The organism is Ensifer sp. LBL, from assembly GCF_050435225.1.
GTDB lineage: Bacteria > Pseudomonadota > Alphaproteobacteria > Rhizobiales > Rhizobiaceae > Ensifer.
The window spans coordinates 937,460-964,434 of sequence record NZ_JBNDJY010000002.1 but is presented as its reverse complement, the minus strand read 5'-3'; the positions used below and the strand labels follow the sequence as shown (position 1 = coordinate 964,434).

At 65.0% G+C, this 26,975-nt stretch carries 22 protein-coding genes; 3 read left to right on the top strand and 19 right to left on the bottom strand.

The features are described 5' to 3' along the window. The 3 genes from OKW20_RS11585 to OKW20_RS11575 all read left to right on the top strand — a co-directional run. Positions 1 to 528, top strand: a 528-nt coding sequence (locus OKW20_RS11585; RefSeq protein ID WP_429172288.1) for a sulfate ABC transporter permease, incomplete at its 5' end; no start/stop codon positions are given. Between the two features lie 22 nt (positions 529 to 550). Next, a complete protein-coding gene (locus OKW20_RS11580; protein WP_429172286.1) occupies positions 551 to 1,684 on the top strand; it encodes a sulfate/molybdate ABC transporter ATP-binding protein in 1,134 nt (377 codons plus the stop codon). Positions 1,685 to 1,842: 158 nt separating this feature from the next. Next, positions 1,843 to 3,207 (top strand): FAD-binding oxidoreductase, encoded by a 1,365-nt coding sequence (locus tag OKW20_RS11575; RefSeq protein ID WP_429172285.1) that lies wholly within the window; start codon positions 1,843 to 1,845, stop codon positions 3,205 to 3,207. A gap of 55 nt (positions 3,208 to 3,262) precedes the next feature. On the opposite strand, the gene OKW20_RS11570 is transcribed toward OKW20_RS11575, so the two are convergent. The 19 genes from OKW20_RS11570 to OKW20_RS11480 all read right to left on the bottom strand — a co-directional run bounded on the left by OKW20_RS11570 (position 3,263) and on the right by OKW20_RS11480 (position 26,948). Further along, positions 3,263 to 3,772 (bottom strand): RES family NAD+ phosphorylase, encoded by a 510-nt coding sequence (locus OKW20_RS11570; protein ID WP_429172283.1) that lies wholly within the window; start codon positions 3,770 to 3,772, stop codon positions 3,263 to 3,265. Next, positions 3,772 to 4,143, bottom strand: a complete 372-nt coding sequence (locus tag OKW20_RS11565; RefSeq protein ID WP_402321640.1) for an antitoxin Xre/MbcA/ParS toxin-binding domain-containing protein — start codon at positions 4,141 to 4,143, stop codon at positions 3,772 to 3,774. Before OKW20_RS11565 ends, OKW20_RS11570 begins: the two co-directional genes overlap by 1 nt. A gap of 71 nt (positions 4,144 to 4,214) precedes the next feature. Then, positions 4,215 to 5,000: a crotonase/enoyl-CoA hydratase family protein gene (locus tag OKW20_RS11560; protein ID WP_429172280.1), complete on the bottom strand. Its 786-nt coding sequence runs from the start codon at positions 4,998 to 5,000 to the stop codon at positions 4,215 to 4,217. After that, positions 4,997 to 5,866, bottom strand: a complete 870-nt coding sequence (locus OKW20_RS11555) for a hydroxymethylglutaryl-CoA lyase (protein ID WP_429172279.1) — start codon at positions 5,864 to 5,866, stop codon at positions 4,997 to 4,999. The genes OKW20_RS11560 and OKW20_RS11555 overlap by 4 nt, the downstream gene beginning before the upstream one ends. Then, a complete protein-coding gene (locus OKW20_RS11550) occupies positions 5,863 to 7,851 on the bottom strand; it encodes an acetyl/propionyl/methylcrotonyl-CoA carboxylase subunit alpha (protein WP_429172277.1) in 1,989 nt (662 codons plus the stop codon). Before OKW20_RS11550 ends, OKW20_RS11555 begins: the two co-directional genes overlap by 4 nt. A gap of 15 nt (positions 7,852 to 7,866) precedes the next feature. Further along, the gene (locus tag OKW20_RS11545) at positions 7,867 to 8,250 is read right to left on the bottom strand and encodes a RidA family protein (protein ID WP_205236769.1); all 384 of its coding nucleotides are present in this window, start codon (positions 8,248 to 8,250) and stop codon (positions 7,867 to 7,869) included. A gap of 10 nt (positions 8,251 to 8,260) precedes the next feature. Further along, positions 8,261 to 9,868 (bottom strand): carboxyl transferase domain-containing protein, encoded by a 1,608-nt coding sequence (locus OKW20_RS11540; RefSeq protein ID WP_429172275.1) that lies wholly within the window; start codon positions 9,866 to 9,868, stop codon positions 8,261 to 8,263. Positions 9,869 to 9,909: 41 nt separating this feature from the next. Next, positions 9,910 to 11,073, bottom strand: coding sequence for an isovaleryl-CoA dehydrogenase (locus OKW20_RS11535; RefSeq protein ID WP_429172273.1), 1,164 nt, complete (start codon positions 11,071 to 11,073; stop codon positions 9,910 to 9,912). 310 nt (positions 11,074 to 11,383) lie between these two features. Next, on the bottom strand, positions 11,384 to 13,567 hold the full coding sequence (locus OKW20_RS11530; protein WP_429172271.1) for a cellulose synthase: 2,184 nt from the start codon (positions 13,565 to 13,567) through the stop codon (positions 11,384 to 11,386). After that, on the bottom strand, positions 13,564 to 14,613 hold the full coding sequence (locus OKW20_RS11525; protein WP_429172269.1) for a glycosyl hydrolase family 8: 1,050 nt from the start codon (positions 14,611 to 14,613) through the stop codon (positions 13,564 to 13,566). The genes OKW20_RS11530 and OKW20_RS11525 overlap by 4 nt, the downstream gene beginning before the upstream one ends. Beyond that, on the bottom strand, positions 14,610 to 16,937 hold the full coding sequence (locus OKW20_RS11520) for a cellulose biosynthesis cyclic di-GMP-binding regulatory protein BcsB (RefSeq protein WP_429172267.1): 2,328 nt from the start codon (positions 16,935 to 16,937) through the stop codon (positions 14,610 to 14,612). Before OKW20_RS11520 ends, OKW20_RS11525 begins: the two co-directional genes overlap by 4 nt. Continuing rightward, on the bottom strand, positions 16,937 to 19,114 hold the full coding sequence (gene bcsA, locus OKW20_RS11515; protein WP_043614998.1) for a UDP-forming cellulose synthase catalytic subunit: 2,178 nt from the start codon (positions 19,112 to 19,114) through the stop codon (positions 16,937 to 16,939). Before bcsA ends, OKW20_RS11520 begins: the two co-directional genes overlap by 1 nt. A 109-nt stretch (positions 19,115 to 19,223) precedes the next feature. Further along, entirely contained in the window at positions 19,224 to 20,162 is a 939-nt protein-coding gene (gene bcsN, locus OKW20_RS11510) for a cellulose biosynthesis protein BcsN (protein WP_429172264.1), read from the bottom strand. 222 nt (positions 20,163 to 20,384) lie between these two features. Next, positions 20,385 to 21,080, bottom strand: coding sequence for a class II aldolase/adducin family protein (locus tag OKW20_RS11505; protein WP_429172262.1), 696 nt, complete (start codon positions 21,078 to 21,080; stop codon positions 20,385 to 20,387). After that, a complete protein-coding gene (locus OKW20_RS11500; RefSeq protein WP_429172260.1) occupies positions 21,077 to 22,546 on the bottom strand; it encodes an FGGY-family carbohydrate kinase in 1,470 nt (489 codons plus the stop codon). Before OKW20_RS11500 ends, OKW20_RS11505 begins: the two co-directional genes overlap by 4 nt. A gap of 47 nt (positions 22,547 to 22,593) precedes the next feature. Then, on the bottom strand, positions 22,594 to 23,442 hold the full coding sequence (locus tag OKW20_RS11495) for a sugar phosphate isomerase/epimerase family protein (RefSeq protein WP_043614988.1): 849 nt from the start codon (positions 23,440 to 23,442) through the stop codon (positions 22,594 to 22,596). 2 nt (positions 23,443 to 23,444) lie between these two features. After that, positions 23,445 to 24,443 (bottom strand): ABC transporter permease, encoded by a 999-nt coding sequence (locus OKW20_RS11490; RefSeq protein ID WP_043614985.1) that lies wholly within the window; start codon positions 24,441 to 24,443, stop codon positions 23,445 to 23,447. Beyond that, positions 24,440 to 25,441 (bottom strand): ABC transporter permease, encoded by a 1,002-nt coding sequence (locus OKW20_RS11485; RefSeq protein ID WP_060529116.1) that lies wholly within the window; start codon positions 25,439 to 25,441, stop codon positions 24,440 to 24,442. Before OKW20_RS11485 ends, OKW20_RS11490 begins: the two co-directional genes overlap by 4 nt. Further along, positions 25,434 to 26,948 carry a sugar ABC transporter ATP-binding protein gene (locus tag OKW20_RS11480; protein ID WP_429172258.1) on the bottom strand — a complete coding sequence of 505 codons (1,515 nt, stop codon included), beginning with the start codon at positions 26,946 to 26,948 and terminating at the stop codon, positions 25,434 to 25,436. The genes OKW20_RS11485 and OKW20_RS11480 overlap by 8 nt, the downstream gene beginning before the upstream one ends. Positions 26,949 to 26,975 lie beyond the last annotated feature (27 nt).

The window sequence follows — 26,975 nt, the reverse complement described above, 5'->3', positions numbered from 1 at the left end:
GTCTCGCCGGTTATCTCCGGCCTCGTCTTCGTGCTTCTGTTCGGCTCGCACAGTCTGCTTGGTCCCTGGCTGCAGAGCCACGGCATCCAGATCCTCTTTGCCGTGCCCGGCCTGGTGCTGGCCACCGTCTTCGTCACCTTCCCCTTCGTCGCCCGCGAGCTGATCCCGTTGATGCAGGAACAGGGATCGAGCGACGAGGAAGCGGCACTGTCTCTCGGGGCATCGGGCTGGCAGACCTTCTGGCATGTGACGCTGCCCAACATCAAATGGGGGCTGCTTTACGGCGTGCTCTTGTGCAACGCCCGCGCCATGGGTGAGTTCGGCGCCGTGTCGGTGGTGTCGGGCCATATCCGCGGCGAGACCAACACCATGCCGTTGCAGGTGGAAATCCTCTATAATGAATACAACTTCGTCGCCGCCTTCGCGGTGGCGGCGTTGCTGGCGCTGCTGGCGCTGATCACCCTGATTTTGAAGACGGCGCTGGAGATCCGCTACAGCGCCGAGATCGCCGCCAGCCGCAGACACTGACCAGCATTCGAAAGGTATCGCCATGGACGTGCGCGTTCACAACATCCGCAAGGAATTCGGCCGCTTCCCGGCGCTCGACGACGTCTCGCTCGACATCCGCTCCGGCGAGCTGATCGCGCTGCTGGGGCCCTCGGGCTCCGGCAAGACGACGCTTCTGCGTCTCGTCGCCGGTCTCGAAAGCCCGACCGAAGGCACGATCTTCTTCGGCGACGAGGATGCCTCGCAAAAGACCGTGCAGGAGCGCAACATCGGCTTCGTCTTCCAGCACTATGCCCTGTTCCGCCACATGACCGTGCTCGACAACGTCGCCTTCGGCCTCAAGGTCCGCCCGTCCAACCGAAGACCGCCTTCGGCCGAGATCCGCAAGCGCGCGCTCGACCTGCTCGACCTGGTGCAGCTCTCCGGTCTCGACAAGCGCTATCCGGCGCAGCTGTCGGGCGGCCAGCGCCAGCGCGTGGCGCTTGCCCGCGCCATGGCGGTCGAACCGAACGTGCTTCTGCTCGACGAGCCCTTCGGCGCGCTCGATGCGCAGGTCAGAAAAGAGCTGCGCAAGTGGCTGCGCGACATTCACGACCGCACCGGCCACACCACCATCTTCGTCACCCATGACCAGGACGAGGCGCTGGAGCTCGCCGACCGCGTCGTCGTCATGAGCAAGGGTGTGATCGAGCAGGTCGGCACGCCCGACGAGATCTACGACCATCCGGTCTCGCCCTTCGTCTACGGCTTCATCGGCCAGTCGAACTGCCTCAATGTTACGCTCCAGAACGGCGAGATCTGGTTCGAGGACCGGCCGATCGGCTTGCGCGCGCCGTCCGAAGCCGACGGCCCGGCCAAGCTGCACTTCCGCCCGCATGACATCGAGCTGATCGACGGTTGCGGCGGTTGTCTTGCCGGTCTCGTTGCCGCCAGCCGCCGGGTTGCCGGCACCCGCCATCTCGAACTCGACCTTGGCCGCAACCATCCGCATGTCGAGATCGAACTCTCCCCCGAACGCGCCGCCGCCGGCGACCACAGCCGCATCGCATTCCGGCCGACAAAGTGGAAGCTGTTCAGGGAAGAACAGCCCAAGATCGCCACAACGCCGACAACGCCGCGGGCGCCGGCCGAAGTCGAGACGGCCGAACCGTTCGAACTGGCGCGCACCGGCAGCTGACCGGTCGCGCGCCCCAGTCCAGTTTCGCACTCTTGTCGTGCCGAGCGAGCAGGCGCGCCGGCAAACGGCAGCGTCGCCGTGTGGATATCGGTTTGCTTCGGGATGCGCTAAGCAGGGACGCCCGCTGCCGACAATGGCTGCGGAAACGGGAGAAGCGCATGACGATCGTCGACGACCTGAAACAAGCCCTCGGCGACATCGTGCTCACCGGCACCGAAATCGGCGAACGTCATCGCAGCGACGCCAGCCTGACCGGCCGTGAGCTGCCAAAGGCCGTGATCCGCCCGACAAGCAGCGAAGAGATCGCCACGGCCCTCCGCCTCTGCAATGACAGCCGCCAAACGGTGGTCGTGCAGGGCGGCCTGACCGGGCTTGCCGGCGGCGCCAATGCCGACAGTGACGCTGTGGTGATTTCGCTCGAACGCTTTACCGGCATCGAAGAGATCGACCCCCAAGCCGGAACCATGACCGTGCGGGCCGGCACCCCGCTGGAGGTGGCGCAGCGTGCCGCCGAAGACGCCGGTTTCCTGCTGCCGATCGATCTTGGCGCCCGTGGCTCCTGCCAGATTGGCGGCAACCTCGCTACCAATGCCGGCGGCATCCGGGTGCTGCGCTATGGTGTGACGCGCGACAACGTCCTCGGTCTCGAAGCGGTGCTTGCCGACGGCGCGATCATCTCGTCGCTCAACAAGATGATCAAGAACAACACCGGCTACGACCTCCGGCAATTCTTTATCGGCTCGGAGGGAACACTCGGCGTGATCACGCGCGCGGTTCTGCGGCTGCGGCCCTTGCCCGTCGGCCGGCTGACGGCACTCTGTGCGCTCGACGGTTACGACAACGTCGTCGCCTTCCTCGCCCGCTGCCAACGCCGCCTGCCCGGCCTCTCGGCCTTCGAAGCGATGTGGGAAAGCTACTTCCGTTTCAACGCCGAGGCGGAGAAGCTGAAGCTCTTTGACGAAAACCCGCCCTTTGCGGTGATCGTCGAACAGGATCTGCTTGGTGACGCCAGCGAGCGTGACGGCTTCGAGGCCTTTCTCGGTGAGGCGCTTGAAGATGGCATCATTGCCGATGCGCTGATCGCCCAGTCGGAGAAGGAGAGCCGTTCTTTCTGGAGCGTGCGCGAAGGCCATGCGATGGACAGCCAGTTGCCTGATCTCGTCAACCTCGACGTCAGCCTGCCGATCGGCGACATCGGTCGTTTCGCCGCGGAATGCGGCGAGGCTCTATCCGCCCGGTTCCCGGCAGCCCATGTCTCCTTCTTCGGCCATGTCGCCGACAGCAACCTGCACATCGCCTTCTCGGAACCGAACGGCGACGCGGACACCCCGCATATCGTCGACGGCGTCGTCTATGAAATCGTCCGGCGCTACAAAGGGTCGATCTCGGCCGAACATGGCATCGGCACGCTGAAGCGCGATTTCCTCGACCATTCGCGCAGTCCGGCCGAACTCGAACTCATGCGACGGATCAAGCAGGCGCTCGACCCCAACGGCATTCTCAATCCGGGCAAGGTGATCTGAGCAGACCGCTGGCGAAGGGCTGAACTCGGAGAGCACCACTTCTCGTCATGTCGGTTCAGAGCCAGGAGGCCGGCGTTTTCGGCAAGCGCCCGTCGGGATCGATGACCTTCAGCTCGGCCCCCTCGCCTGCGTTCCAGCGCCAGAGCGCGACGCAGGTGCCGCCGGGCGACATGAAGGACGGATAGATCAGGCCATCGAAGCCTCGGTCGCTTAACGTTAGTTGCAGGTGGTGCGTCTCCGGCACCAGACCACGATCGAGCGAATCGCGCCATTCGCATCGGTGGATGTCTTCGGTGAGACCAAGGTCGGAAAGGATCTCCGGCGCCGTCAGATCCGCAAGGCGGGAAAAGCGCAGTTCAAGCTGGGCGATCAGCGCCGGGTGCTGGACGAAACCCTGATTGTATTCGGCCCAGGCGGTCGAGAGTTCGCGGGCGGCATAGATCGTCGGCATTCCCACGGGATTCCACCGCCCACCATACCGCCCTGCCCCTTCGCCCGAAAGTGGCGCATGCGCCCAGCGCGGCACATAGGCGCGCCAGAGGCGCACCGGTTCGTCAACCGCCATCAGGCGTAGACACCGGAACGCACGGCTTCGAGATAAGCGAGCACCTTGTCGGCCTTGCCTTCGCCGACAAGGTCATAAGCGGTCTTGCCGGCCCAGCCGGGGATCGGCTGGTGCTTGAACCAGATGACGGCACGGCTGTCGTCGCCCGCCATTTCGCCGGCCATGGCAAGGATACGGACGACGCTGCTCAAGGCCGCATCGACCTTGCGGGCACTCGACTTCGCCGTCAGCGTGTTGCGTGCGACACCGATCAGCTTCGCCAGTTCCGCAAGCGTCACGCCAAGCCGATCGGCAACCAGCCGAGCAGACAGGAAGGACGAATGGTTTTCGCCGTAATGGGCGGTGGAGATGTTGAGACCGACAGCAGCCATGACAGGATCCGCGCTTGTTTTGATCATCATGTTATCAAAGTAAGATCAAAACACGCCCAAATCAAGGACGCCTATCGCCGCCAGGTGGGCTCGCGCTTGTCGAAGAAGGCGCCGACGCCCTCACGCGCTTCATCGGATTCCCAGCAATCAGCAAGCTGTTCGATCGTCGCGGCAATGGTCTCTTCGGTGATCGGGGCGCCAAGCGAGCGGGCCAGCCGTTTGGCCCGGCCGGTGGCTTCCGGCGCGACCGCCAGATAGGGCTCGATTTCCGCTTCGATCGCCGCATCCAGTGCGTCGGCGGCAACAACGGTGGTGGCGAGCCCCAAGGCGCGCGCCTCCTCCGCACCGAAAAGCCTGGCGGACATGAACAGTGGCCGTGCCTTGCCCTCGCCGATGCGAGCGACGACATAAGGGCTGATGGTTGCCGGGATCAGGCCGAGGCGTGTTTCAGTTAAACCGAACTTTGCGTCGGCCGAGGCAACCGCCGCGTCACAGATGCTCATCAGGCCGACGCCGCCGCCAAAGGCATTGCCATGCAGGCGGCCGATGACGGGCTTCGCGATCTCGTTCAGCGCCTTGAACATCATCGCCAGCCGCGTCGCCTCGGCAATGCGGGTCGCCCTGTCAGCATCGAACTGTTCGCGCATCCAGCCGAGGTCGCCGCCGGCGCAGAAGCTGCGGCCTTCGCCCTCAAGGACAACCACGCGGACCGAACGGTCGGCCGAAAGCTGCTCTGCCGCCTCGGTCAGTTCCCCGATCATCCGCGCCGAAAGCGCGTTGTGCTTCTGCGGTAATGCCAGCGTCAGCCGCGCGACGCCGCGCGCATCGGTTTCGATCCGGATCGTTTCGAAAGTCATGATCCTGTCCTTAGGGTGCGCGCGAAGGCGGCCGCCTGTTCGAGCTTTGCTACGTCGAGCCCGGTCGAAAAACCCTTGGCTGTCACGAAGGCGTTGACGGAGAGCGTATCGACATTGCCGGCAGCACCCGGCGCATAGGGGCAGCCGCCGAGACCGCCGGCCGAAGCGTCGAAGACCCTGAGGCCACGGTCGAGCGCCACGGCAATGTTCTCGAGCGCGCGGCCGGACGTGTCGTGAAAATGCCCGGCGAGCCGGTTGGCCGGAATGCGTTCCAGCACCGCGGCCAGCATCGCGTCCACGGCCTCTGGCGTACCGCGGCCAATGGTGTCGCCGAGGCTGATCTCGTAGCAGCCGAGATCATCGAGCAGACCGGCAACGCGGGCGGCGCTGGCCGGTGCTATCGCACCCTCATAAGGGCATTCGACGACGCAACTGACATAACCGCGCAGCAATAGCCCGCGTTCGCGGCACAGTTCGGCGACCGGTCGGAAGCGCTCGATGCTTTCGGCGATCAAGCAATTGATGTTCTTTTGCGAGAAGGTTTCGGACGCGGAGGCGAAGATCGCCACCTCGTCGGCACCAGCTTCGATGGCGGCTTCAAGCCCACGCAAGTTGGGCGTCAGCACCGCGTAGCGCGTCCCGGGCTGCCTCCGGATGCTGGCCATCACTTCGGCGGCGTCTGCCATCTGCGGCACCCATTTCGGGCTGACGAAGCTCGTCACCTCGATCCGCTCGTAGCCGCAGTCGGAGAGCATATCGACGAGGCGGATCTTGTCAGCGGTTGGGACAAGCGTGCTTTCGTTTTGCAGCCCGTCGCGCGGCGCCATCTCGACGATCGTCACATGCTGCGCCGCCGCTCCGCTCATTCCGCGCTCTCCGGCTGGAGCATCACCAGCACGGCGCCGGCGGTCACCTGCTCGCCTTCGCTGACCAGCACGTTCTCGACCACGCCAGCCCGCGAGGCCGAAAGCGTGAGTTCCATCTTCATCGCTTCCATGACGGCAAGCGCCTGGCCCTTCTCGACGGCATCACCGGGGCGAACCCGGATCAGCTTGACGATGCCGGGCATCGGCGCCGACACCGCGTCATCGGCGACCTCGCTGGAATGACCCGCACCAAGCGCGTCCGGCAAGCGAAGCACATAGGTCTCGCCGTTCAGGAACAGCGTGATCTGCTCGCCTTCGCGCAGGAAGCGGAACTCCTGCTGCGCCCCGGCGATTTCCGCGCGGGCGCCATCGGCAGTGCGGTTGAGGATCACGACCGGCAACGCCGCCGTCCCGGTGTGAACGGCGAACTGATCCCGGCCACGCGCCGCAAGCGCCACGGTCGTCCGTCCGCCCAGGTGCTCGATCACGATGTTGCGGTTGGCGTCCCCCCAAATCTGCCAGTGGCCGAGCGAAGACCATGGATCGGCCGATCCGTCCGGCTGCAGGGCTCCGGTCGAAATGATGGCCGCAAGCGCAAGCGCCGCATCGTTTGGCACCGGCGACGCCGAAAGCCGGTCGATCGAGCGGTCGATCAGGCCGGTATCGGGATGTCCGGCGCGAAAATCCGGTTCGGCCGCAAGGCGGGCCAGAAAATCGAGGTTGGTGACCGTACCACCGATGCGGCAAGCCCTGAGCGCATTTTCGAGCTTTGCAAGGGCTGCCGAGCGGTTGGACCCGTGCACGATCAGCTTGGCGATCAGCGGATCGTAGAACGGCGTGATCCTGTCTCCCTGCCGGACACCGGCATCGACACGGACGCCCTCCTCCGGAAAGCTCAAGGTCGTCAGTTGCCCGGTCGCCGGCAGGAAGCCGCGCGATGGGTCCTCCGCATAGATGCGAGCCTCGAAGGCCCAGCCGTCGATGGCGATCTCGCTTTGGCGTTTTGGCAGTGCTTCGCCGGCAGCAGCACGCAGTTGCCACTCGACGAGGTCGATGCCGGTGATCGCCTCGGTGACCGGATGCTCCACCTGCAGGCGGGTGTTCATTTCCATGAAATAGAACTGGTCCGGCCAGAGCCCGTCGGTCACGTCGGCGATGAACTCGACGGTGCCCGCGCCGACATAGCCGATCGCCTGCGCCGCGCGAACGGCCGCGTCACCCATGGCGCGCCGCACTTCCGCGGTCATGCCCGGCGCCGGCGCTTCCTCGATCACCTTCTGGTGGCGGCGCTGCAGCGAGCAGTCGCGCTCGTAAAGGTGCAGGATGTTGCCGTGCCGATCACCGAAGACCTGCACCTCGATATGCCGCGGCTTCGTCAGATATTTCTCGATCAGCACCGCGCCGTCGCCGAAGGCCGCTTCCGCCTCGCGACGCGCCGCTTCCAGTGCCGCCGGAAAATCGGCGGCGCTGTCGACCCGCCGCATGCCCTTGCCGCCGCCGCCGGCGCGCGCCTTGATCAGCACGGGATAGCCGATGTTTGCCGCTTCCCCGGCAAGGAAATCCGGATCCTGCGTTTCGCCGTGATAGCCAGGAACGACCGGCACGCCGGATTGCTCCATCAGCGCCTTGGCGGCATCCTTCAGCCCCATGGCGCGAATGGCGGACGCCGACGGTCCGACGAAGGTGATGCCGGCCGCCTCGACGGCTTCGGCAAAGTCGGCATTCTCCGACAGGAAGCCATAGCCGGGATGAATGGCGTCCGCGCCGACGGAGTGCGCCGCCGCGATGATGCGTTCAGCCACAAGGTAGCTGTCGAGCGCCGGCGCCGGGCCGATTCGGATCGCCTCGTCGGCAAGCGCCACATGCAGCGCGCCGACATCGGCATCGGAGTAGACGGCGACCGTGCGGATGCCGAGACGCTTGGCGGTGCGCATCACCCGGCAGGCGATCTCACCGCGATTGGCAATCAGGAGTTTGGAAAACATCGGCATCTCCTGACCCTATTGCGCTGCGATGACATCGATTTCGAGCAACCAGCCGGCATCGAAGATGCCGGCGATCGCAACCGTCATCGCCGGTGCGAGCGGACCTAGATATTCGGCGCGGGCGGCGCGGTTGGCCATGGCATACTGCCGGTCGGCAAGCAGCACCGTTACCTTGACGATATCGGCCTTGGTCATGCCCGCCGCGGCCAGTTGCGCGTCGATATTGGCCCAGACCTGGCGCGCCTGCGCCTCGAAACCCTCCGGCAGTGCGTCTTCAGGCGTCAGCGGCACCTGCCCGCTGATAAAGAGCAGCCGCTCGAAATTCTCCAGGCGAACGGCCTGCGAATAGCCGCCGCGCGGCTGCGGTGCGTTCGGGGCATTGATGTTGTCGCGTTTCATGGCGGTGTTCCTACATCCTGAAGAGGCCGAAGCGCGTGTCTTCGATCGGCGCATTCAGCGCCGCCGACAGCGACAGGCCGAGCACGTCGCGCGTCTTGCGCGGATCGACGACGCCGTCGTCCCAAAGTCTGGCCGAGGCATAGAGCGGATGGCTCTGGCGCTCGAAGAGATCGAGGATGGGCTGGCGGAAACGCGCCTCGTCCTCGTCATTCCAGGGCGTGCCGGCCCGCTTCAGCGCTTCGCTGCGAACGGTCGTCAACACGCCGGCCGCCTGCTCGCCGCCCATGACGGAGATGCGGCTGTTCGGCCAGGTCCACAGGAACCGCGGCGAAAACGCCCGGCCGCACATGCCGTAATTGCCGGCCCCGAACGAGCCGCCGACCAGCATCGTCACCTTCGGCACCCGCGCCGTCGCCACCGCCGTCACCAGCTTGGCCCCATGCTTGGCGATGCCTTCGGTTTCATATTTCCGCCCGACCATGAAGCCGGTGATATTCTGCAGGAAGACCAGCGGGATCTTGCGCTGGGCGCAGAGCTCGACGAAATGCGCGCCCTTCAACGCCGATTCCGAGAACAGCACCCCATTGTTGGCGATGATGCCGACCGGAATACCGTGCACGTGAGCGAAGCCGCAGACGAGCGTCGTGCCGTAGCGTGCCTTGAACTCGTCGAAGCGCGAACCGTCGACGGTGCGGGCGATCACCTCGCGGATATCGTAGGGCGTGCGCAGATCGGACGGCACGATGCCGGCGATCTCCTGCGGATCGTAGAGTGGCGGCTCTGGTGTCGCGAGCTCTACCGTCAAAGGCTTATGCCGGTTGAGCGCCGAAACAGCCCGGCGGGCAAGCGCCAGCGCATGGGCGTCGTCGCGTGCCAGATGATCGGCCACCCCGGAGAGGCGCGTGTGCACGTCGGCGCCGCCGAGGTCCTCCGCCGAGACGACCTCGCCTGTCGCGGCGCGCACGAGCGGCGGCCCGGCGAGAAAGATCGTGCCCTGACCTTCGACGATGATCGTCTCGTCCGACATGGCCGGCACATAGGCGCCACCCGCCGTGCACGAGCCCATGACCACGGCGATCTGCGGGATGCCCGCAGCCGACATGTTGGCCTGGTTATAGAAGATCCGGCCGAAGTGATCGCGGTCCGGAAAAACCTCGTCCTGGTTCGGCAGGTTGGCGCCACCGGAATCGACGAGGTAGATGCAGGGCAGATTGTTTTCCGCGGCGATCTCCTGCGCGCGCAGGTGCTTCTTCACCGTCAGCGGATAGTAGGTGCCGCCTTTGACGGTCGGATCGTTGCAGACGATCATGCATTCCCGGCCCGAAACCCGGCCGATGCCGGTGATCAGCCCGGCCGCCGGCGCGTCGCCGTTATACATGCCATGCGCCGCCGTCATGCCGACTTCGAGGAAGGGCGTCGCCGGATCGATGAGGTTGGCGACGCGATCGCGCGGCAGGAGCTTGCCGCGGCTGACATGGCGTTCGCGCGCCGCGTCGCCACCACCGGCGGCCGCCACCTTCACCGCGTCTTCGACAGTCGCGATCGCCTCCGCCATGGCCGCCTGGTTTGCCTTGAACGTATCGGAGGACGGAGAAATGTGAGATTTCAGAACGGTCATCAAGTCCTCTTTCGATCGAGTTCGGCCGTTTCAGTTGGCGGCTACCGCGTCTCGGTAAACAGCTCCCGCCCGATCAGCATGCGGCGGATCTCGCTGGTGCCGGCGCCGATCTCGTAAAGCTTCGCGTCGCGCAGCAGGCGGCCCGCCGGGTAGTCGTTGGTGTAGCCGTTGCCGCCGAGCGCCTGGATCGCCTCGAGTGCCAGCGCCGTCGCCTTTTCGGCCGCATAGAGAATGCAGCCAGCGGCATCCTTGCGCGTCGTCTCGCCGCGATCGCAGGCGGCCGCCACCGCATAGACATAGGCGCGCGCCGCATTCGCCGTCACATACATGTCGGCAAGCTTGCCCTGCATCAGCTGGAACTCGCCGATCGCCTGGCCGAACTGCTTGCGCTCATGCAGATAGGGGACGACCACATCGAGGCAAGCGGCCATAATGCCGAGCGGCCCGGCCGACAGCACGACGCGCTCATAGTCGAGCCCCGACATCAGCACGCGCACGCCGCCGCCGATGCTGCCGAGCACGTTTTCTTCCGGCACTTCACAGTCCTTGAAGATCAGCTCGCAGGTGTTGGAGCCGCGCATGCCGAGCTTGTCGAGCTTCTGGCCGGTCGAAAAGCCGGCATAGCCTTTCTCGACGAGAAAGGCGGTGATGCCGCGCGGGCCGGCGGTCGGATCGGTCTTGGCGTAGACGACCAGCACGTCGGCATCCGGGCCGTTGGTGATCCACATCTTGTTGCCGTTAAGCACATAGCGGTCGCCGCGCTTATCAGCCTTCAGCGTCATCGACACGACGTCGGAACCGGCGCCGGGCTCCGACATCGCCAGCGCGCCAACATACTCGCCGGAAATCAGCTTCGGCAGGTAACGCGCCTTCTGGGCGTCGTTGCCGTTGCGGTTGATCTGGTTGACGCAGAGATTGGAATGGGCGCCGTAGCTGAGGCCGATCGAGGCCGATGCGCGGCTGATCTCTTCCATCGCCACGCAATGGGCGAGATAGCCCATAGCGGCCCCGCCATGCTCCTCGCCGGCGGTGATGCCGAGCAGACCAAGCTCGCCCATCTCGCGCCACAGCGGCATCGGAAATGCGTTGTTGCGATCGGTCTCGTCCGCCAAAGGCGCGATACGGTCCGTTGCGAAGCGCCGCACGCTCTCGCGCAACGCGTCGATGTCCTCGCCAAGCGCGAAGCTCAATCCGCCCTGAAACATGTCTATCCTCCCACCGTTCCGGCCAGTGCGGTCTCCTCCCACAGCGGCCGGACGATAACGCTCCATCCTCTACGCGGATCGCGGCGATTGCAATGATATCAACGCCGCGACATGGCCGGACGATAGCACCGCGTTTCGCTAATTTCCTTCCAAAGAGGGGCAAAGCCAAGCACGATATGCAAATCCAGAGGCGCCCGCCGATTGCATCCTGTGCGCGAACGGGTTGGCGCGCCCTCGCGCCGAGTCCGGCGGTGGGCGTTGCACTCGTGGTACGGCGATAAGAGGCGCCGTGACGTCGCGGGATCGACGATCAGTTCTTGTTCGGCCAGATTTCCTGGCTGGCGTCGACGGCCGCAAGCCCCTGCATCGCGTCGCGATTGCCGGTGGCGGCAAGCGCTTCGAAGATGCGCCGCGCTTCCGCGTGGTACTTGAGGTTCATGTAGGCGTAGCCGCGCAGCACCATCAGGTCCTGGCGGCGCTGCGAAATCTGCCCGAGCTGATCGAGAAACAGGATCGCCTCGCGGTAGCGATTGGCATTGAAGGCGGCAATGGCACGGTCGGCGAGGATCGCCGTCTGCAGCTCGTCGACACGACCGCGGCTCTGCGTCGACTTCGTCGCCGACACCGCCGCCTTGTTGGTGAGACCGGCGCGCAGATAGGCCAGGCTCTGGCCATAGGCAGCATCTTCGCGGATCTGCGACGCAGGTGCCTGCAAGGCGACCTCGAAGGCTTCTGCGGCTTCCAGCGGACGGTTGAGGTCCATCAGGCACCAGCCGCGCGCGAGCGCCGCCTGCGGCGCCATGCCGGCGGGATTGATGGTGGTGCGGCAGCCAGCGCCGCTGCGCACCGATTTCTGGACAACACCGCCCGTGCGCGGCCTCTGAGCGACGGGTTGCTCGACCACCTCGGTGACGACGGTGGTGCGCGCAGCCGACTGCTGTTGCGTCCGCTGTTGCACCTCGGCGGTCGGAAGCGGCGCGCGGCTGACTTCGTCGAGTTTCTCCTTGACTTCGCCAAGCCGGGCGATGCGTTCGGAGCGGCCCGACCACAAACGCTGGATTTCGACGACGCCGTCCTTGTCGTTCAACTGGTCGCGGCTGAGCGCGAGGCCATAGGCCGATGGCTCGTCGTCCGGCTTCCAACGCAGCGCCGTTGCGAACCACTGTGCGGCGGTTGCCGGCTGGTTGAGGGCGCGCGCATACCAGCCGAACTGCTGGGCCGTCGCCGGTTCGCGGGCCTTGGTCGTTTCCTGCGCGATCCGCGCCAGCACGGCGGCATCGAGGGCCACCGGCGGATCGATGGCCAGCAGATTGGCCGTCGCCGCGAAATAGGTCGCAAGCGCGTCGGGCGAACTATCGCGCCACGGATAGAGCACGGCCTCAGCCTCGAGCGGTGCCTTGCGCGCGATCAGCGTCAGCGCCAGGCCCTGCGCGGCCGAAGCGCTGTCTTCCTTGTCGTGGGCGCGCCGGAACCATTGCTCGGCGGCGCTCATATTGTCGCGGCGCAGCTGATACCAGCCGAGCAGCAATGCGTCGCTTGCCGTGCCGCCGGTCTCGGCCAGCTTTTCGACGCGCTGGACATATTTGGGATCAACCGCGAGCGTCTTGTCTCCGTCGCCTTCGGCAACGAAGCGCCGGGCGAGATCGTCGCGGATGCTTTCGAACTCCGGCACGCCCTCGGGCGTGGTGCGCTCCAGCGCGAGCAAATCCTGCAGCGTCGCGTAGGGCAGCACCGCGGCAGCCTTCTGCACGGTCGCGAGCCGTTCCGGCGCGTCGTCGCAGCTCTTCAGCACATAGAGATAGGCATCGCGGGCCCGCTCCGGCCGCTTGGTCTCGGCAAAGGCCTGCGCCACATGCCAGAGCACATCCACTTCCGAGCAGGTCAGAAGGCTCGGCGTGCTCGCAGCGATCGAAATCACGGTTTCATACTGCTTGAGCTCGGCGGCGTTCACCAGCCGGGCGCGTGCTTCGGCGACATTGAGCCGCTCGAGCAGGTCCGATGGCGGCTGCCAGGCGGCCTCCTTCGCCTGACGCTCGGCAATCGCCTTGCGCACTTCGGCGTAGCGGCCTTCAGAATAGAGCCGCCACATGGTTTCGAGGGCGACGTCGTTGTTGCGCGGCACGGCCAGCGGATCGGCGGGCGGAACCCAGTCGGGATAAAGCGAGCGCAGGCGCGAGATTTCCGCCTGCAGGCGCGCCGTGTCGCCCTTGGCGGCAAAGTAGCGAAGCGCCGATTCGTCGACGACCGGCTGCGGCTTGCTTGCGCTTTGTGCTTCCTCCGACGGCCTGTCTGCCTGGGCCACCTCGGTAAATTGCGGCGCGGCACCGCGAGCACCCTGGCCGGCGCTGCTGCCGACGGCGGGCGCCTCCTGGCTCTCGCCGGCCAAGCTGCCGAGTTTCTTGTTGTCCTGGCGCAAGAAGCCGCCATCGGTCAGTCCGGCAACCCCGATCGCCGTAGTCATCACAGCGGCAATGGCAACGATTGAGGACTTCATAGACACTCCGGACGCTTCTCCCTCACGTAAGACAACCCCAACAGGTGCAGCGTGGAAGGGTAATATTGCGTCGGGCTGAACACCTTGACGCTGTCGGGTATCGGGACCCTGTCCAAGACACAGGCCAGAATATGGTTAACAAATCGATAACCGGGGTCCGTTAGGCTGGTTTGAACCGCCCCCGTGGAGACGTCGCTGAGGACCAATGCGTCGTTGTCGCCGGCCATTCCCGCCCGCAGCCGCACCATCAGATCGCGGCCACCCATGTCGGCCCGGGCGAGGTAGAGAGGGATGCGCAAGGCATTGTAGCCGAACTCGGCCGGAAAGCCCTGGGCCGGCTTCGGCATCGTACGCAGGCTGACCCAGTCGGCCGGCATCTTTCTCGGGCCCGATTGCAAAGCATTGATCAAGGCCAGGCCGTCATCCGAGAGCGCCTTCCAGCGCGGGGACGGCGCCACCCGATCAAGGGCCGGAAAAGCCTCGAAGATCCAATAGGACGGATTGACGACCGGGCCATCGGGACGATCGGTCGTGCCGAAGCCCGTAACGCCGGGCAACAGCAAGGTTCGTCCGCCATGGTCGAGCAGGGTGTTGTCGATGATGGCCTTGGCGATCCGCGACGCCGCCTGCAGATAGTCTTCCCGCTTCCAGCGTTCACCGGCAAGCACCAGCGCATAGGCGATCAGGATATCGCCGTCGGTGGCATTGTTGATGTCGATAATGTGCGGTGTTTCGGTGGCACTCCACTTCCAGGCCGCCAATCCATCGTCCCGCAGCAACAGCTCGCGGCGCGTGAACGACCAGATCAGCGCGAAGTCGGCCGGGTTTTCGGCGAGCACGGCGAGCAGCAGGCCATAGCCCTGCCCCTCGCTATGGCTGACATTGCCATTGGCGTCGTCGATGATCCGACCGCCGGAATCGAGGAACCGCGCCTTGTACTGGTCCCATTCGCCAGCCTTCACCGAGCCCCCCCGTTCGTCGGCGCCGGCTGCCATCGGCAGCAGCAGCGCAAGCAATCCGGCGAGAAGCGCGGTCCACCGCCTCATTGGCGCCGCCCCAGGCGGGTCAGCATCGAGGATGTCGCCAGCCCCAGAAGCACCGACAGCACGATCAAGAGCAGAGCATAGACCATAATGTTGCTGGACAGCCAGTTGGCAAAGATCAGGCGGTAGTTGGTGAGCGACGGCGGCTGTGTCTGGACGAAATCGAAGCCGGCGACCGGCGTCGCCTCGATCTTGTCCGTCGCCGGCTCATAGGCCGAGACCCGTCCGGCAAGCTGCTGCCAGCGCGTGACGTCGGCGATCGCCGCCGTGCCCTCGCGCAGGCGCTTGCCGGTTGGCGCCGTCAGCAGCGTCCAGGTCGCGTCGTCGCTCGGGTTGGCCCCTTGCGCGATCACCAGGCCGGCGCTTTCCGGCGGAACATAGGCGGCTTGCGCTTCGGGCAGGATGCGCAGCGAACTCAACGAAATGTCGAACTCCTGCTTCACCCAGGTCTGGAACCCCGTGACCTGGTTGCGCCAGGCGCCGCCGCTCAGGCGTGTGCGCCACTCGTCGATGGCCTTCTGCGTGTCGTCAGGACGGCCGGTGTCCTCCGCATTGCCCCAGGACATCTGCCGGGCAGGATCGATACCGACCTGCGTCAGCACCGTCTTCGGTAGCTGCGGCATGGCGCCGATGAAGATCGCATTGCGGCTGCCGGCCGCAAGCGGCGAGGTGATCACCTCCATCAACAGCGGCCTGCCGCCGGCAACGGCCAGGCGGGCAAGGAAGGTCGCGGCGGCCGACAGCGTGTCTTCGTCGGCACGATCGAGGAAAAGCGGAACCGCGGCGCTATCGCTGCGATAAGGGGCGGCAGCGCCCGAAATCGCGGCGATATTCGGCCGGCGGCCGATGCGCGCAAAATCCGGCATCCGCAATTCGGACGTATCGAAGAGCGCGAAGCGCGGATCGTTGGAAGCAGGCGTTCCCGGCGCGCAGGCCTTGTCTGGCTCGGCGGAGAGCACAGCCTCGATCTCGATCAGGTTCGGACCGGGTTTGAAATGCCGCATCGTTACCTTGATCGGCAGGTGGCGCAGAATGTCGCCGTTGGCCGAATTCAGCGGGATCGTCGACGCGATGTTGCCGTTGATGTAGATGTCGATGTGGCTGCCCGGAAGCACGGCTTCCGTGTAGGCGGCGTCGAGCAAAAGCGTCGCGTCGCCATAGGCATCGGCATAGAAGTCCGACGGTACGGCGACGGAAAAGCGCGTGCGAAAGCGCCGGCCCGTAAATTCGCTGGTCTCGACCCCGAGTTCGGAGAAGCGCAGGCGCGCATGCGTCACGACCAGCGGCGTCTCCGGCAGCTGCCAGCGCCCAGTGGCGATGACGTCGCGCGGCACGTTGCTCGGGCGGTCCATGGGCTGCGTGATCCCCTCGATCGCCTCCTGCACCGCGGACCAGTCCGGACCGCTGATCACCAGCACCGACGACTTCGTCTTGCCGTCGCGCACGAACATGGCGACCGGACCGCTCGACGCGCCTTCCGGCGGGCGTTCGAGGAAAGGCGTCACTTCCTCGGCCGTGCCGACGAGTGCCGTCATCTGCCCGGGTTTTGCGAGTTCAGGCATGGTCTCGCTGAGAGCGAATTCCTGGGCGGGCATCTGTCCGCGCAGCGCCAAACCTTGCGCAAGCCGCATCAGCGCCGCGGTACGGCTCGGCTGCTGGAGGCCGGGAACGACCAGGTTGAACTGTGTCCGGCCGCGCGCATCGAGACCGACGGCGCGCACGTCGTCGAGGCTGGAAAGCGTCGCGCTATCGCCGGAGGCAAAGCGGATGAAGGCCGATTCCGGCGCGATCTCGGTCCACAGCTCATAGGTCGATTCGACCGTGCAGTCCGTGCGGTGGCGCTGGCGAACCTTGACGCGAATGTCGTTTGAGCCGGCACGCAGCAGCCCGGGCTTCAGGTCGTAGCTCAGCGGCGTGGCTGCCTCCGCCGAGCCGATCGCCTTTTCGCCGGCCAGCTCGCCGTTGACGAAAATCGACAGTGTCGACGCTTCCGGCGCGACGACGATTGCGTTCTGATAGGCGAAATTGAGCGAGGCAGCAGATTGCGCCTGTGCCGGCGTCAGATAGACGGACCAGGTACGCTCATCGACCTCGCCGGTCAGTGACAACGCGCTGAACGGAATGATGAAGCGCTTGAAGTCGTCCGGCGGCTTGAGCGTGACGATGGGCTCTGCCGGCCCGGTGTTGCTTCCGGCATCTGCCGGCGGCTGCAGGATCGGGGCATCCGCCGGCCGCTCGCCGGACATGTCGAAGGGCGACGGCTGCGCGGACACGCCGGTTGTAAGGCTGGCAAGCAAGAGGGCCGGGAGAACGAGGCGCCTGAGCATCAAGCACCTTCCTTCTGCGCCTCGGAGCCGCGTAGGCTGCGAAGGAAATAGATCATGCCGCGGCTCGTCTGATAGAGCGCCAGCCAGAGGAACCAGAGTGTTCCGCGCACAAGGCCCGGATTACCGCGCCGCGCGCTTTGGAATTCGCTCCATTGCCGCGAATTGGCAAAGATCAGGTCTGCGACCAGACCGTGATGGCGAGCGACCTGCGGCAGGTAGCGGCAGCCGATGACGGTAATATCGCCGGCAATCTCCTTGTTCCTGATCGCGACCGGCAGTGTTTCGGCCCCGCCGCTGCCGCTATAGGGCTCGAAGCGGATGCCGCCCTCGGTGTCGGTCGGCATCGTCGATGCATCGATGCCATAGACCTGGACCCGCGCACCGTTGGCCGAAACGTCCTCGATCGTTGCCGGATACCATTTGTCGGCGACCCCGAACTCGCAGCGGCGGCTGACCTTGACGCGCCGGGAGGCTGCCCGTTCGCCGCGTTCCGAGACGACGCCGAGCACGCAACCGGCCATGATCAGGTTCAGGAGGTTCCAGCCGCCGACGACGAGCGTCACGTCTGCCTTGTAGGGCTCGGTGTAGACCCGGTAGACCGTCATCAGCAGGGCGACGAAAAGCACCGCGAAGATGACGAAGAACGGCCGTGCGATCTCGGAGAGCCGGCTTTCGAGGATCGATTCATCCTTTGCCGTCACCTTGAAGGTCGGCCGGCTCGGCCGCAGCAGCACCGAGATGACCGCCGGCAGCAGATGCACCGTCTGGGCGAACTCGTAGAGTTCGGAGATCCAGGGCCAGCGGAACGAGCCGTAGAGATAGTTCTGCATCATCAGGTTCACGACCATATAGGCCAGCGTATAGGCGAGGAACTCGCCGCCAGACGCCGTGAAGATCTCAAGGTCGAAGAACAGATAGAAGAGCGGTGCGAAAAGGAAAATCGTCCGCGGGATCGGGAACAGCCAGAACAGCGTCGACGACATGTAGCAAAGCCGCTGCGGGATCGACAGGCCGCCCTTAAACAGCGGGAAGCGGAAGATGAGGATCTGCATCATCCCCTGCGCCCAGCGGCTGCGCTGGCCGATGAAGCTGGCGAAGGTCGCCGGCTGCAGGCCGGCGATCAGCGGACGGTCGACATAGATGCTGTTCCAGCCGCGCCCATGCAGCGCCAGCGCCGTTTCGCAATCCTCGGTTATGCTCATGCCGCTGAAGCCTTCGGTGTCCTCCAGCGCCTTGCGGCGCAGAACGGCGGCCGAGCCGCAGAAGAAGGCGGCATTCCACTTGTCGAGACCGCGCTGGATGATGCCGTAGAACATCTCGTTCTCGCTCGGCATCTTCTCGAAGGTGCGCAGGTTGCGCTCGAGCGGGTCCGGGTTGAGGAAGAAGTGCGGCGTCTGCACCAGGAACAGCTTCGGGTCCTGCTCGAAATAGCCCACGGTCTCCAGCAGGAAGTCGCGCGCCGGCGCGTGGTCGGCGTCGAAGACCGCGATCAGCTCGCCGTCGGAGTGCAGCATGCCGTTGTTGAGGTTGCCGGCCTTGGCGTGCTCGTTGCGCTCGCGCGTGAGATAGCGCACGCCGAGATCGTCGCAAAGCGCCTGCAGTTCGGCATTGCGGGCGGATGCGCGCTGCGCTTCGACGAGGTTCGCCGAATTGCGCTTCTGCAGCGTGCCGCCGTCGTCGAGCAGCCACACCGTCAGCTTGTCGGCCGGATAATCCATCGCCTTTGCGGCCGCCAAGGTATTGGCGAGCAGGCCCGCGTCCTCATTGTAGGACGGCACGAAGACGTCGACCTTCGGAAACTTGCCGGGAGAAATCGAGCTCGCTTTACGCGGCGGCAACGGCATCGCCACCACGAACAGGCTGAGCGACAGCATCATCACGCTGTACATTTCAGCGAGATAGAGCAGGAAGCCCGGAATGAAGTTTTCAAGCTGGTTGAGCGGCGGCAGCGTGCTCGTCGTGCGCCAATAGACATAGCGCAGCACGATCGCCGTACCGAAGGCGAGAGCGATGAGCCGCCAGCGGCCGCCGGCATTGGCAAGCTTCAGCACGGCCATGAAGGTGACGATGAGAACGCTGACGATGAGCTGCGTCTGGAGGTTCACCGGCAGCGTGATGACCGCCATCACGCAAAGCGAAAAAAACGCCCAAGCCGCAACCGATCCGATCCTGCTCATACATTTGCCTTCCAGCGTTCGGCATCATGCCACTGGTATTGCCCGACCCATATTCGACCGAGTCTCCCCTACCGACACCAGCCCATAACAAAGGATGGTTAGCGGTCGATTAAGGGCAGGCTCCACCGACCTGCTGCCCTGCGCATGCCGGAGCCGGCACGATCACGTTCGGCAGCGGTTTCGCCCTGGTGTCTACCTGCGCCTGCGGCACCGAGACGGTCCCGTCCGGTTGCGGAACCGGGATCGACGTTACCGCGGTGGGCGCAACAACAGGCTGCTCGACGCGGGCCGGGACGCTGGTGACCTCGCGTCGCGCCACCGGCTGCGCCTGGCGCCTGATGACCACTGCCGGCGCGCTGTCGGGCGCTGCCTCTTCCTTGCGATAAATCGGGCTGCCGGTTCGGCCGAGGCCCGCCTCCAGCGGCGGCGGGGCGCCATAGGGGTTCCAGGCGGGATCGCCGAAGGTGCCAGTGATCGTGTAGCCGTAGACCGGGGCCAGAAGCTCGGTCTCGCTGGCGCCTGCCGCGCAATAGCGCAGCCGAACCTGGATCGTGCCGTAACCCTTGAGCGGCGAGCGGTGGTTCTCCGCCTGGCGGATCTGCTGCCAGGCAAAGATGCACGCGTCGTTCCCTCGGCCCTGGCCGAAGGCATAGCCGAACGGGCCGTAATTGTTCTGCAGGAAATATGGGTTGAGCGACAACGAAACGCCGGGCAGCGCCCGGCGCGCCTCAGCCATCATCTTGTTGTCGCGCACACCAGCATAGTTCGAGCGCGACTGCTGGTCGAATTTGGCGTTCATCGGGCCGAAGAACTTGGCCCGCAGCAGATTCTGACCCGGGGTCGCCGCCGAGGTGTAAAGATAGATATCCTGCTCGATCGCGTTGGTGCTGCGCCGTTCGACGACGTTCAGCACTGCAGGTCCTCCGGGCGGCGGCAGGATCAGCGCGTTTTCCGAGGGAACCATGATGCTACCGGTCGGCGTGCCGACGTCCTGGCGCGTGTTGCAGCCCGACAGCACGGTCGCGGCCACCAGCGACACTGCAGCCACGCGTAAGCCTTGTGCAGGGCGCAGCCGTCTCTCCGACGTGCCGAATCTCCGACTCAGATATCGTTGCATCATGGCTGAGCATTAGTTGATTCACCCCATTTCGCAAACCCGCGAAGTATGGGGGCAGAGATGCCACCGGGCACAAGTGCGCAGTTTCATCCCCTGAAAATCGATTGTTTCAAGTGGCACCGGCTCTCTTCAGCGACACGCCCCCGGACGGTCTCAAACCGCCTCGCGCGGGCGGGCGAGATCGTTGACGCCCTCGTCATCCGGGGCCTGCCCGTAGCTCATGCGGCGCATCTGGGCGATGACGCGCTCCATCTCGTCGTCGGGCAGCACCGGCGGCTCGCCGAGCGTCAGCGCCTGCACATACATGCGCGACAAGGTTTCGATCTCGATCGCGAGCCAAAGGGCGCCTTCGAGCGTCTTTCCGAGCGAGATCTGGCCGTGCTGGCCAAGCAGGCAGGCGGTGCGGTCCTTGAGTGCGACAAGCGCATTGTCGGACAGGGCCTGGGTGCCGAAGGTCGCATATTCCGCGCAGCGGATCGTCGGGCCGCCAGCGATGCCGGTCATGTAATGAAAACTCGGGATGGTCTTGTGGTGGCAGGCAAGCGTGGTCGCATAGACCGAATGGCAATGCAGCACGACGTTGATATCGGTGCGCTCTCTTAGGATATCGCGGTGGAAACGCCATTCGGACGACGGGCGAAGACCTGCGTAGGTACCGTCGAAATCCATTTCGACCAGGTCTTCGGGCTGCATCGTCTCATAGGGCAGCGACGACGGCGTGATCAGGAAACCCGTCTCGGTGCGAACAGAAATGTTGCCCGCCGTGCCCTGGTTGATGCCGTTCGAATTCATCCGGCGGCAGATGTCCACCATTTCACGGCGGAGCGACAGAATGTCGGCTTTGGTCATCGATATGTCCTTTCGAAGTCGCGACTGAAACCATTGTTGTGCCCGGCCCGGGCGCGGGCTCGCCATTGCGACGCATAGACGGCGACAGCAGGCGAGAGGTGAGACACGTCGCCGGGATCGGCGAGCGAAAGCGGCGCCGGGCGCTGGCGCCGGCCTTCATTTGCAAGCAGCGCGGCGCCAGAGGCTACGCCATAGGCATCGAGATTGTAGCGCACCCGCCGGTTCGGCATGAGTGCGGCGACGAGACGGGCATAGAGCGGATCGCGAAGGAAGCTTCCGTCGAGCACGACCAGCGGGCCCGGCCCCAGCGCCTCCACGCACTCCGCCGTTAGGAGCGCGCAATAGATCAGCGCCAGCGCCTTGCGTTCGATCGGCGTTTCCGGCGGCGGCCCGCTGATACGACCGCGACCGGCACTTCCGGGAAAGAGGCCGCCATCGTCGCCGAAGGACGGCAGCGCCATGGTGCGCTTGGCGATCAGACCGAGAACGACGTCGTCAGACACCGCGGCGTCCGGCGGTTCGCGGCCCGCCACATGGGAGAATTCGCGGCCGCCCATCGTGAGCACACCGCCGAGCGGGCGCCCGAAGACGTCGCTGTTCAGCGTCATGCCGCGGTGCTCGTCGAGCCGGTCAAGGGCCGTGCGGCCGGAAAAGCCGACGATCCAGGTCCCGGTCGAAACGACGATGAAATCGCCGAGCCCGCCGGCGTGATAGCGATAATGGTTGAGGCTGCTGTCGTGACCGCCCGTAAGCACCGCCAAGCCTTCCGGCAACCCGTGGCGCCGGACAAGCTCGGGACGAGCAGAACCGAGGACCTGCCAGGCATCGGCAAAATCCGGCATTAGGCTCCGCCAGCCGCGTCTCCCGACAATGGGCGCGAAGCGGCGATCGGCGACATTCCAGAGATGCGATTGCGCGCCAAGCAGGCTCGCCTCGGATGCGGCAACGCCCGACAGCCGCCACGCCCAATATTGCGGCAGGCCGAGATACCAACGCGCGGCCGCGACCGCCTCTGGCGCATGCTCTTGCATCCAGTAGAGTTGGCGCGCCTGGTGGGTGGCGCTGTGCATCGTCGCGCTGCCGCGATCGAAAAACGAGCCGGAGAGCGGCGCGTAGCCGAGCTGGATTTTCTCCGGCACCGGCTGCTCGTAATCGATCATCGGCAGAGCCGCGCCGCCGGCCATATCCGGGTCATCGCCGACGAGCACGCCGCCGGACCCGTGACCGGCGGCAACGAAGGTTTGCAGCGGATGGCGGCGACCGAGATCGGCGAGACTGGCGAAGATCCATTCGCCGAGGCTTTCGAGATCGTGATGCCGCCAGGGCGGGCCTGGCAGCACCGGGTTGGCGATGCTCAGCGTTTCCAGGACGAAACCGTCTGGTGTGACCGCGTTCAGCTTCACATTGGTCTTGCCGACGTCAAGGACGGCAACCGTCCCCGTGTCCGCATCCGCTGAAACTGCCATGCTGCAACCCTCCGTCCTGATCGAGACGGCGCCGAAAGCGCGCCCGCCTAGATCAATCCGTATTGCCTCGCCTTGTTCCTTAGGAACGGCAGGCCGTTGCCCATGACTTCCTCCTCGTCCCTGGCGACCGGCCGCCAGACCGCGAGGCCATAGGCGACTTCCGGCGGCATGTTGATGAAGCTTTCCATCGCGAGACCGCCCTTGAAACCGATCGCGGCCAGCGTCGCGAAAATCTCATCCCAGGCGCAGTTGCCGTAGCCGGGCGTGCCGCGATCGCTTTCGGACAGGTGAATGTATTTGATGAAGTCGCGGGCATCGAGAATGCCGGTGCCGATGCCCTTTTCCTCGATGTTCATGTGGTAGGTGTCGAGGTGGACGAAGACGTTGTCGGCGCCGACCCGCTTGATCATATCGACCGCCTGCCAGCCGGTGTTGATCAGGTGGTTCTCGTAGCGGTTGACCGCCTCGACGCCGAGCTCGATGCCACGCGTCTTCGCGTGCTTGGCGGCGGCCTGCAACACACGGGCAATGTTGTCGTATTCGGCTTCGGTCGGCGGCACGCCAGTGCGCTCGCCGATGCCGCCATAGATGACGCCGGACAGTGCCTCACCGCCGAGATCGGCCGTCTTGTCGATCGCCACCTTCAGATGCTCGATCGCGGCATCCGGGCGAACGGACGCCCAGGCGCGCTCCGGCAGGCCGAGCGAGCAGACGGCACGCAGCTTGTGTTTCTCAAGCAGCGCCTTGGTGTGGGCGGTATCGACCGCCGGCGGATTGAGCATCGGGATCTCGATGAAGTCGACGCCGTATTTCACCGCCGCCGCAACGGCGCGCTCGGCACCCGGGCGATCCCAATTCATGGTCCACATGCTCGTATGGACGCCAAAACCCTGCATGGTCATGTTTCCTTTCTGACAAATGAAATCTTGAATTTGGTGGCGATGAAGCGCAGCACCATGACGCCGGCGAGCAGCAATCCCCAGACGGCGGTCGCCAGATGCTGGTTGGCCCCGACGAGGTTGAGGCCGGAGGAGAGAAGCTGCAGCACCACCAGGGCGACGAAGACCGGAATGACCCGCCCGAAGCCGCCGAACGGATTGACGCCGCCGAGGAAGCAGGCGAGCACCGTGATCAACAGGTAGCTTTCGCCGTGGCCGATGCGCACGGAGTTAAAGCGCGCCAGCATGATGATCCCGGCAATTGCACACATGGCGCCGGAGAGCGCATAGACGAGCACGATCACCTTACGAGTGTTGATGCCGGAATATCGCGTCGCCTCGAGATTGGAGCCGATCATGTAGGTGTTGAAACCGAGCTTGGTGCGGGTGAGCAGCACGTGCCAGGCGAGCACGCAGACGATGAAGACGACGAGCGGGATCGGCACGCCGAGAAACGACCCGTGGCCGAGCGGGCCGAGGAAGGACGGGAAGCCCGAGACGTCGCCGCCACGCGTCAGGAACTCGCCGAGGCCACGTAGGAAGATCATCATCGACAGCGAGACGAGGATCGGATGCGCGCGGGTAAAGGCGATCACCAGCCCCATGACCACGCCACTTGCCGCACCAACGAGAATGGCGAGCACCGAACCGAGCAGGAAGGCGCCCGGGCCTGCCTCCACACCGCCGTTTGCCTGCAGCACCCAGGCAAGCGTCAGCCCAGCGATGTTGGCCGTGAAGGTGATCGCAAGATTGAGCCCGCCGGTCAGGATCGGCAGCAGCATGGCGAGCGTCAGCAGGCCAAGCTCCGGAAGCTGGAAGGCGACGGAGCCGAAGGTGGCTGCGCTGAGGAACTGCGGCGAGGCGGTGCCGAAGACCAGCATCACGGCGAGAAAAGCCAGCCCCGGCCCGGCCATCTCCGGGCCGATGAAGGTCTTCACGCGGTCGACAATCGCGCTCATCGTCCGGCTCCTTTCTGGCTGACGAAAGGCAGAAGCCTTTCGATGCGGGTGTTGGAGAGCGTGATCGCCACGAGGATGATGGCACCGATGATCATCTTGAAGGCGAAGGGCGAGACGCCCATCAGGTTGAGGCCGTTCTGGGTGATCGAGATCAGAAGCACGCCGAGCACGCAGCCGAGCACCGAGCCCTTGCCGCCGCCAAGCCGCGCGCCGCCAAGGACGACCGCCGCAAGCACGTCGAGTTCGCGACCATAGAGCGCGTTCGGCACCACCTCCTGCGCATAGTGCGCCTGGATGAGCCCGCCGATCCCGGCCATCAGACCGAGCCAACCGAAGGCGATGAACTGCATGGCGCCGATATTGATGCCGAAGCGGCGCGCACCCTCGGGATTGTCGCCGAAGGCATAGAGCTGGCGGCCGGTGGTGGTGCGGGTGATCAGCACCCAGGTGGCGATGACGCAGAGCACCATCACCAGCACCGGAAGCGTGATTTCGATCCAGGTCCCATCCGGCATTTCGTGTTCGAACAGGATGACGCGGTCCGTCAACCAGTCCGGCAGGTCGTAAATCGACACGCCCTTGGTGAAGAACATCAACAGGCCGAAGTAGATGTTGAAGGTGGAGATCGTCGCGACGATCGAGATCACCCGGAAGCGATGGATCAGGAAGGCGTTGATGGCGCCGAGCAGGATGCCGAGCGAGCCCGCGATCAGGAGCCCCGAGATCCAGCCTCCGCCGCCAATCCATCCAAGAGCAATGGCCGTACCGTATTGCACGACCGAGGCGGCGACGGCGAAGGAGATATCGATGCCACCGGCGATCAGCACGACGAGCAGGCCGACGGCGAAGATGATGTTGACCGAGCTGATGTTCAGCAGGTCAAAAGCGTTGCCGAGCGAGAAGAAGTTGGCGGTCGAGACCGACAGCACGGCGCTGATCGCGATGATGACGGCAAGCAGCGACACTTCCGTCGCGTGGGTGCGGACGAAGCTACGCATAGACCGCTCCTTCGATCTCGGCGAGCGAAGCGCTGCGCGGATCATAGCTGCCGACGATGCGGCCCTGCGCCATGTGCAGCACGCGATCGGCGTTGAAATAGACCTCCGGCACCTCGTCGGAGATGAGGATGATCGCAAGGCCGGTCTCGGCAAGCCGCGCGACGATGTCGAAGATGCCGGCCCGCGCGCCGACGTCGACGCCGACGGTGGGCGCGTCGAGGATCAGGAGCTTCGGATCGGTCGCCAGCCACTTGGCGATCGCCACGCGCTGCTGGTTGCCGCCCGACAGCGTCGAGATCGCATCCTGTTGAAGACCGATCTTGACGCCGAGATCGGCGATCCAGCGGGCGACCAGGCTGCGCTTGCGTTCCTCGGAAAGCAGACCGCCCGAAAGGATCTTGTCGAGCGAACTGATGACGAGATTGTCGGCAATCGACTGCGGCTGGATGAGGCCGAGCGACAACCGGTCCTCCGAGAGATAGGCGACGCCCGCCGCGATCGCATCGCGGTTGGAGGAAAAGCGGACCGGCTTGCCTTCAAGCGCAATGGTGCCGGAGACAGGCTTCAGCATGCCGAAGAGCGTCAGCGCCAGTTCGGTACGCCCGGCGCCGAGCAGGCCGGTAATCCCAAGCGTTTCGCCGCGCCTGACCGAGAGCGAGATATCCTCGAACTGGCCCGGGCGGGAAAGGCCCTTCACGTCGAGCACAACGGGTTGGCCATCACGGGGTTTCGCACGCACCTGCTGGTCGAAGGTCTTGCCGGTCATCAGTTCGGTGATGCGCGATTGGGTCATGCCGGTGGCAGGATACACGCCGACCAGGGCACCATCGCGCAAGACGGTGATGCGGCTTGAAATTTCCAAGACCTCGGCGAGCCGATGGCTGACGAAAACGACGGCGACGCCGGAGGCGGAGAGCCCGCGAACGATATCGAGCAGATGGTCGGTTTCCGATTGCGTCAGCGACGCGGTCGGCTCGTCCATGAAGACGAGCCTCGCTTCACCCACAAGCGCCCGGGCGATCGCCACGATCTGGCGCTGGGCAATCGCATATTCCTTGAGCGGCAGGTCGACATCGAGCGTCACGCCAAGACGGGCGAGCGCGTCGGTCGCGATCTGGCGCATGCGGCCATAATCGACCAGCTTCGGCCAGCGACCGAGCACGGTCTGGAAGGCGATGTTTTCGGCGACGCTCATTTCGGGGAAAAGCGCCAGGTCCTGCCAGATCACCTGGATGCCGCGATCCTGCGCGGTCACCGGCGACATGTGGGAATAGGTTTCGCCATCGAACTCGATCGAGGCGCCATCGGCGGGGCGGTAGACGCCGGTGATGATCTTGATCAGCGTGCTCTTGCCGCAGCCGTTTTCGCCGGCAAGGCAATGAACCTCGCCCGGGCGGACGTCGAAGCTCACATTCTTGAGCGCGCGAACCCCACCAAACGTCATGTTGATATCGCGCAGGGCCAGAAGCGGCGTCTCGCCTCCTCCCGCGGTCGCAAGCTGGTGCATGGACTGCCCCTAAATCACGTTAAGTCC

Coding starts and splice junctions, on each gene's coding strand:
- OKW20_RS11565 (WP_402321640.1), bottom strand. CDS start 4,143: ATGGCTGCTGTCGGTCTCAACATCTCCACCGCCCATTACGGCGAAAAC.
- OKW20_RS11530 (WP_429172271.1), bottom strand. CDS start 13,567: ATGAAGTCCTCAATCGTTGCCATTGCCGCTGTGATGACTACGGCGATC.
- OKW20_RS11570 (WP_429172283.1), bottom strand. CDS start 3,772: ATGGCGGTTGACGAACCGGTGCGCCTCTGGCGCGCCTATGTGCCGCGC.
- OKW20_RS11490 (WP_043614985.1), bottom strand. CDS start 24,443: ATGAGCGCGATTGTCGACCGCGTGAAGACCTTCATCGGCCCGGAGATG.
- OKW20_RS11575 (WP_429172285.1), top strand. CDS start 1,843: ATGACGATCGTCGACGACCTGAAACAAGCCCTCGGCGACATCGTGCTC.
- OKW20_RS11480 (WP_429172258.1), bottom strand. CDS start 26,948: ATGCACCAGCTTGCGACCGCGGGAGGAGGCGAGACGCCGCTTCTGGCC.
- OKW20_RS11540 (WP_429172275.1), bottom strand. CDS start 9,868: ATGACCGTTCTGAAATCTCACATTTCTCCGTCCTCCGATACGTTCAAG.
- OKW20_RS11505 (WP_429172262.1), bottom strand. CDS start 21,080: ATGACCAAAGCCGACATTCTGTCGCTCCGCCGTGAAATGGTGGACATC.
- OKW20_RS11500 (WP_429172260.1), bottom strand. CDS start 22,546: ATGGCAGTTTCAGCGGATGCGGACACGGGGACGGTTGCCGTCCTTGAC.
- OKW20_RS11580 (WP_429172286.1), top strand. CDS start 551: ATGGACGTGCGCGTTCACAACATCCGCAAGGAATTCGGCCGCTTCCCG.
- OKW20_RS11520 (WP_429172267.1), bottom strand. CDS start 16,937: ATGCTCAGGCGCCTCGTTCTCCCGGCCCTCTTGCTTGCCAGCCTTACA.
- OKW20_RS11550 (WP_429172277.1), bottom strand. CDS start 7,851: ATGTTTTCCAAACTCCTGATTGCCAATCGCGGTGAGATCGCCTGCCGG.
- OKW20_RS11525 (WP_429172269.1), bottom strand. CDS start 14,613: ATGAGGCGGTGGACCGCGCTTCTCGCCGGATTGCTTGCGCTGCTGCTG.
- OKW20_RS11485 (WP_060529116.1), bottom strand. CDS start 25,441: ATGCGTAGCTTCGTCCGCACCCACGCGACGGAAGTGTCGCTGCTTGCC.
- OKW20_RS11495 (WP_043614988.1), bottom strand. CDS start 23,442: ATGCAGGGTTTTGGCGTCCATACGAGCATGTGGACCATGAATTGGGAT.
- OKW20_RS11535 (WP_429172273.1), bottom strand. CDS start 11,073: ATGTTTCAGGGCGGATTGAGCTTCGCGCTTGGCGAGGACATCGACGCG.
- OKW20_RS11560 (WP_429172280.1), bottom strand. CDS start 5,000: ATGACTTTCGAAACGATCCGGATCGAAACCGATGCGCGCGGCGTCGCG.
- OKW20_RS11545 (WP_205236769.1), bottom strand. CDS start 8,250: ATGAAACGCGACAACATCAATGCCCCGAACGCACCGCAGCCGCGCGGC.
- OKW20_RS11555 (WP_429172279.1), bottom strand. CDS start 5,866: ATGAGCGGAGCGGCGGCGCAGCATGTGACGATCGTCGAGATGGCGCCG.
- bcsA (WP_043614998.1), bottom strand. CDS start 19,114: ATGAGCAGGATCGGATCGGTTGCGGCTTGGGCGTTTTTTTCGCTTTGC.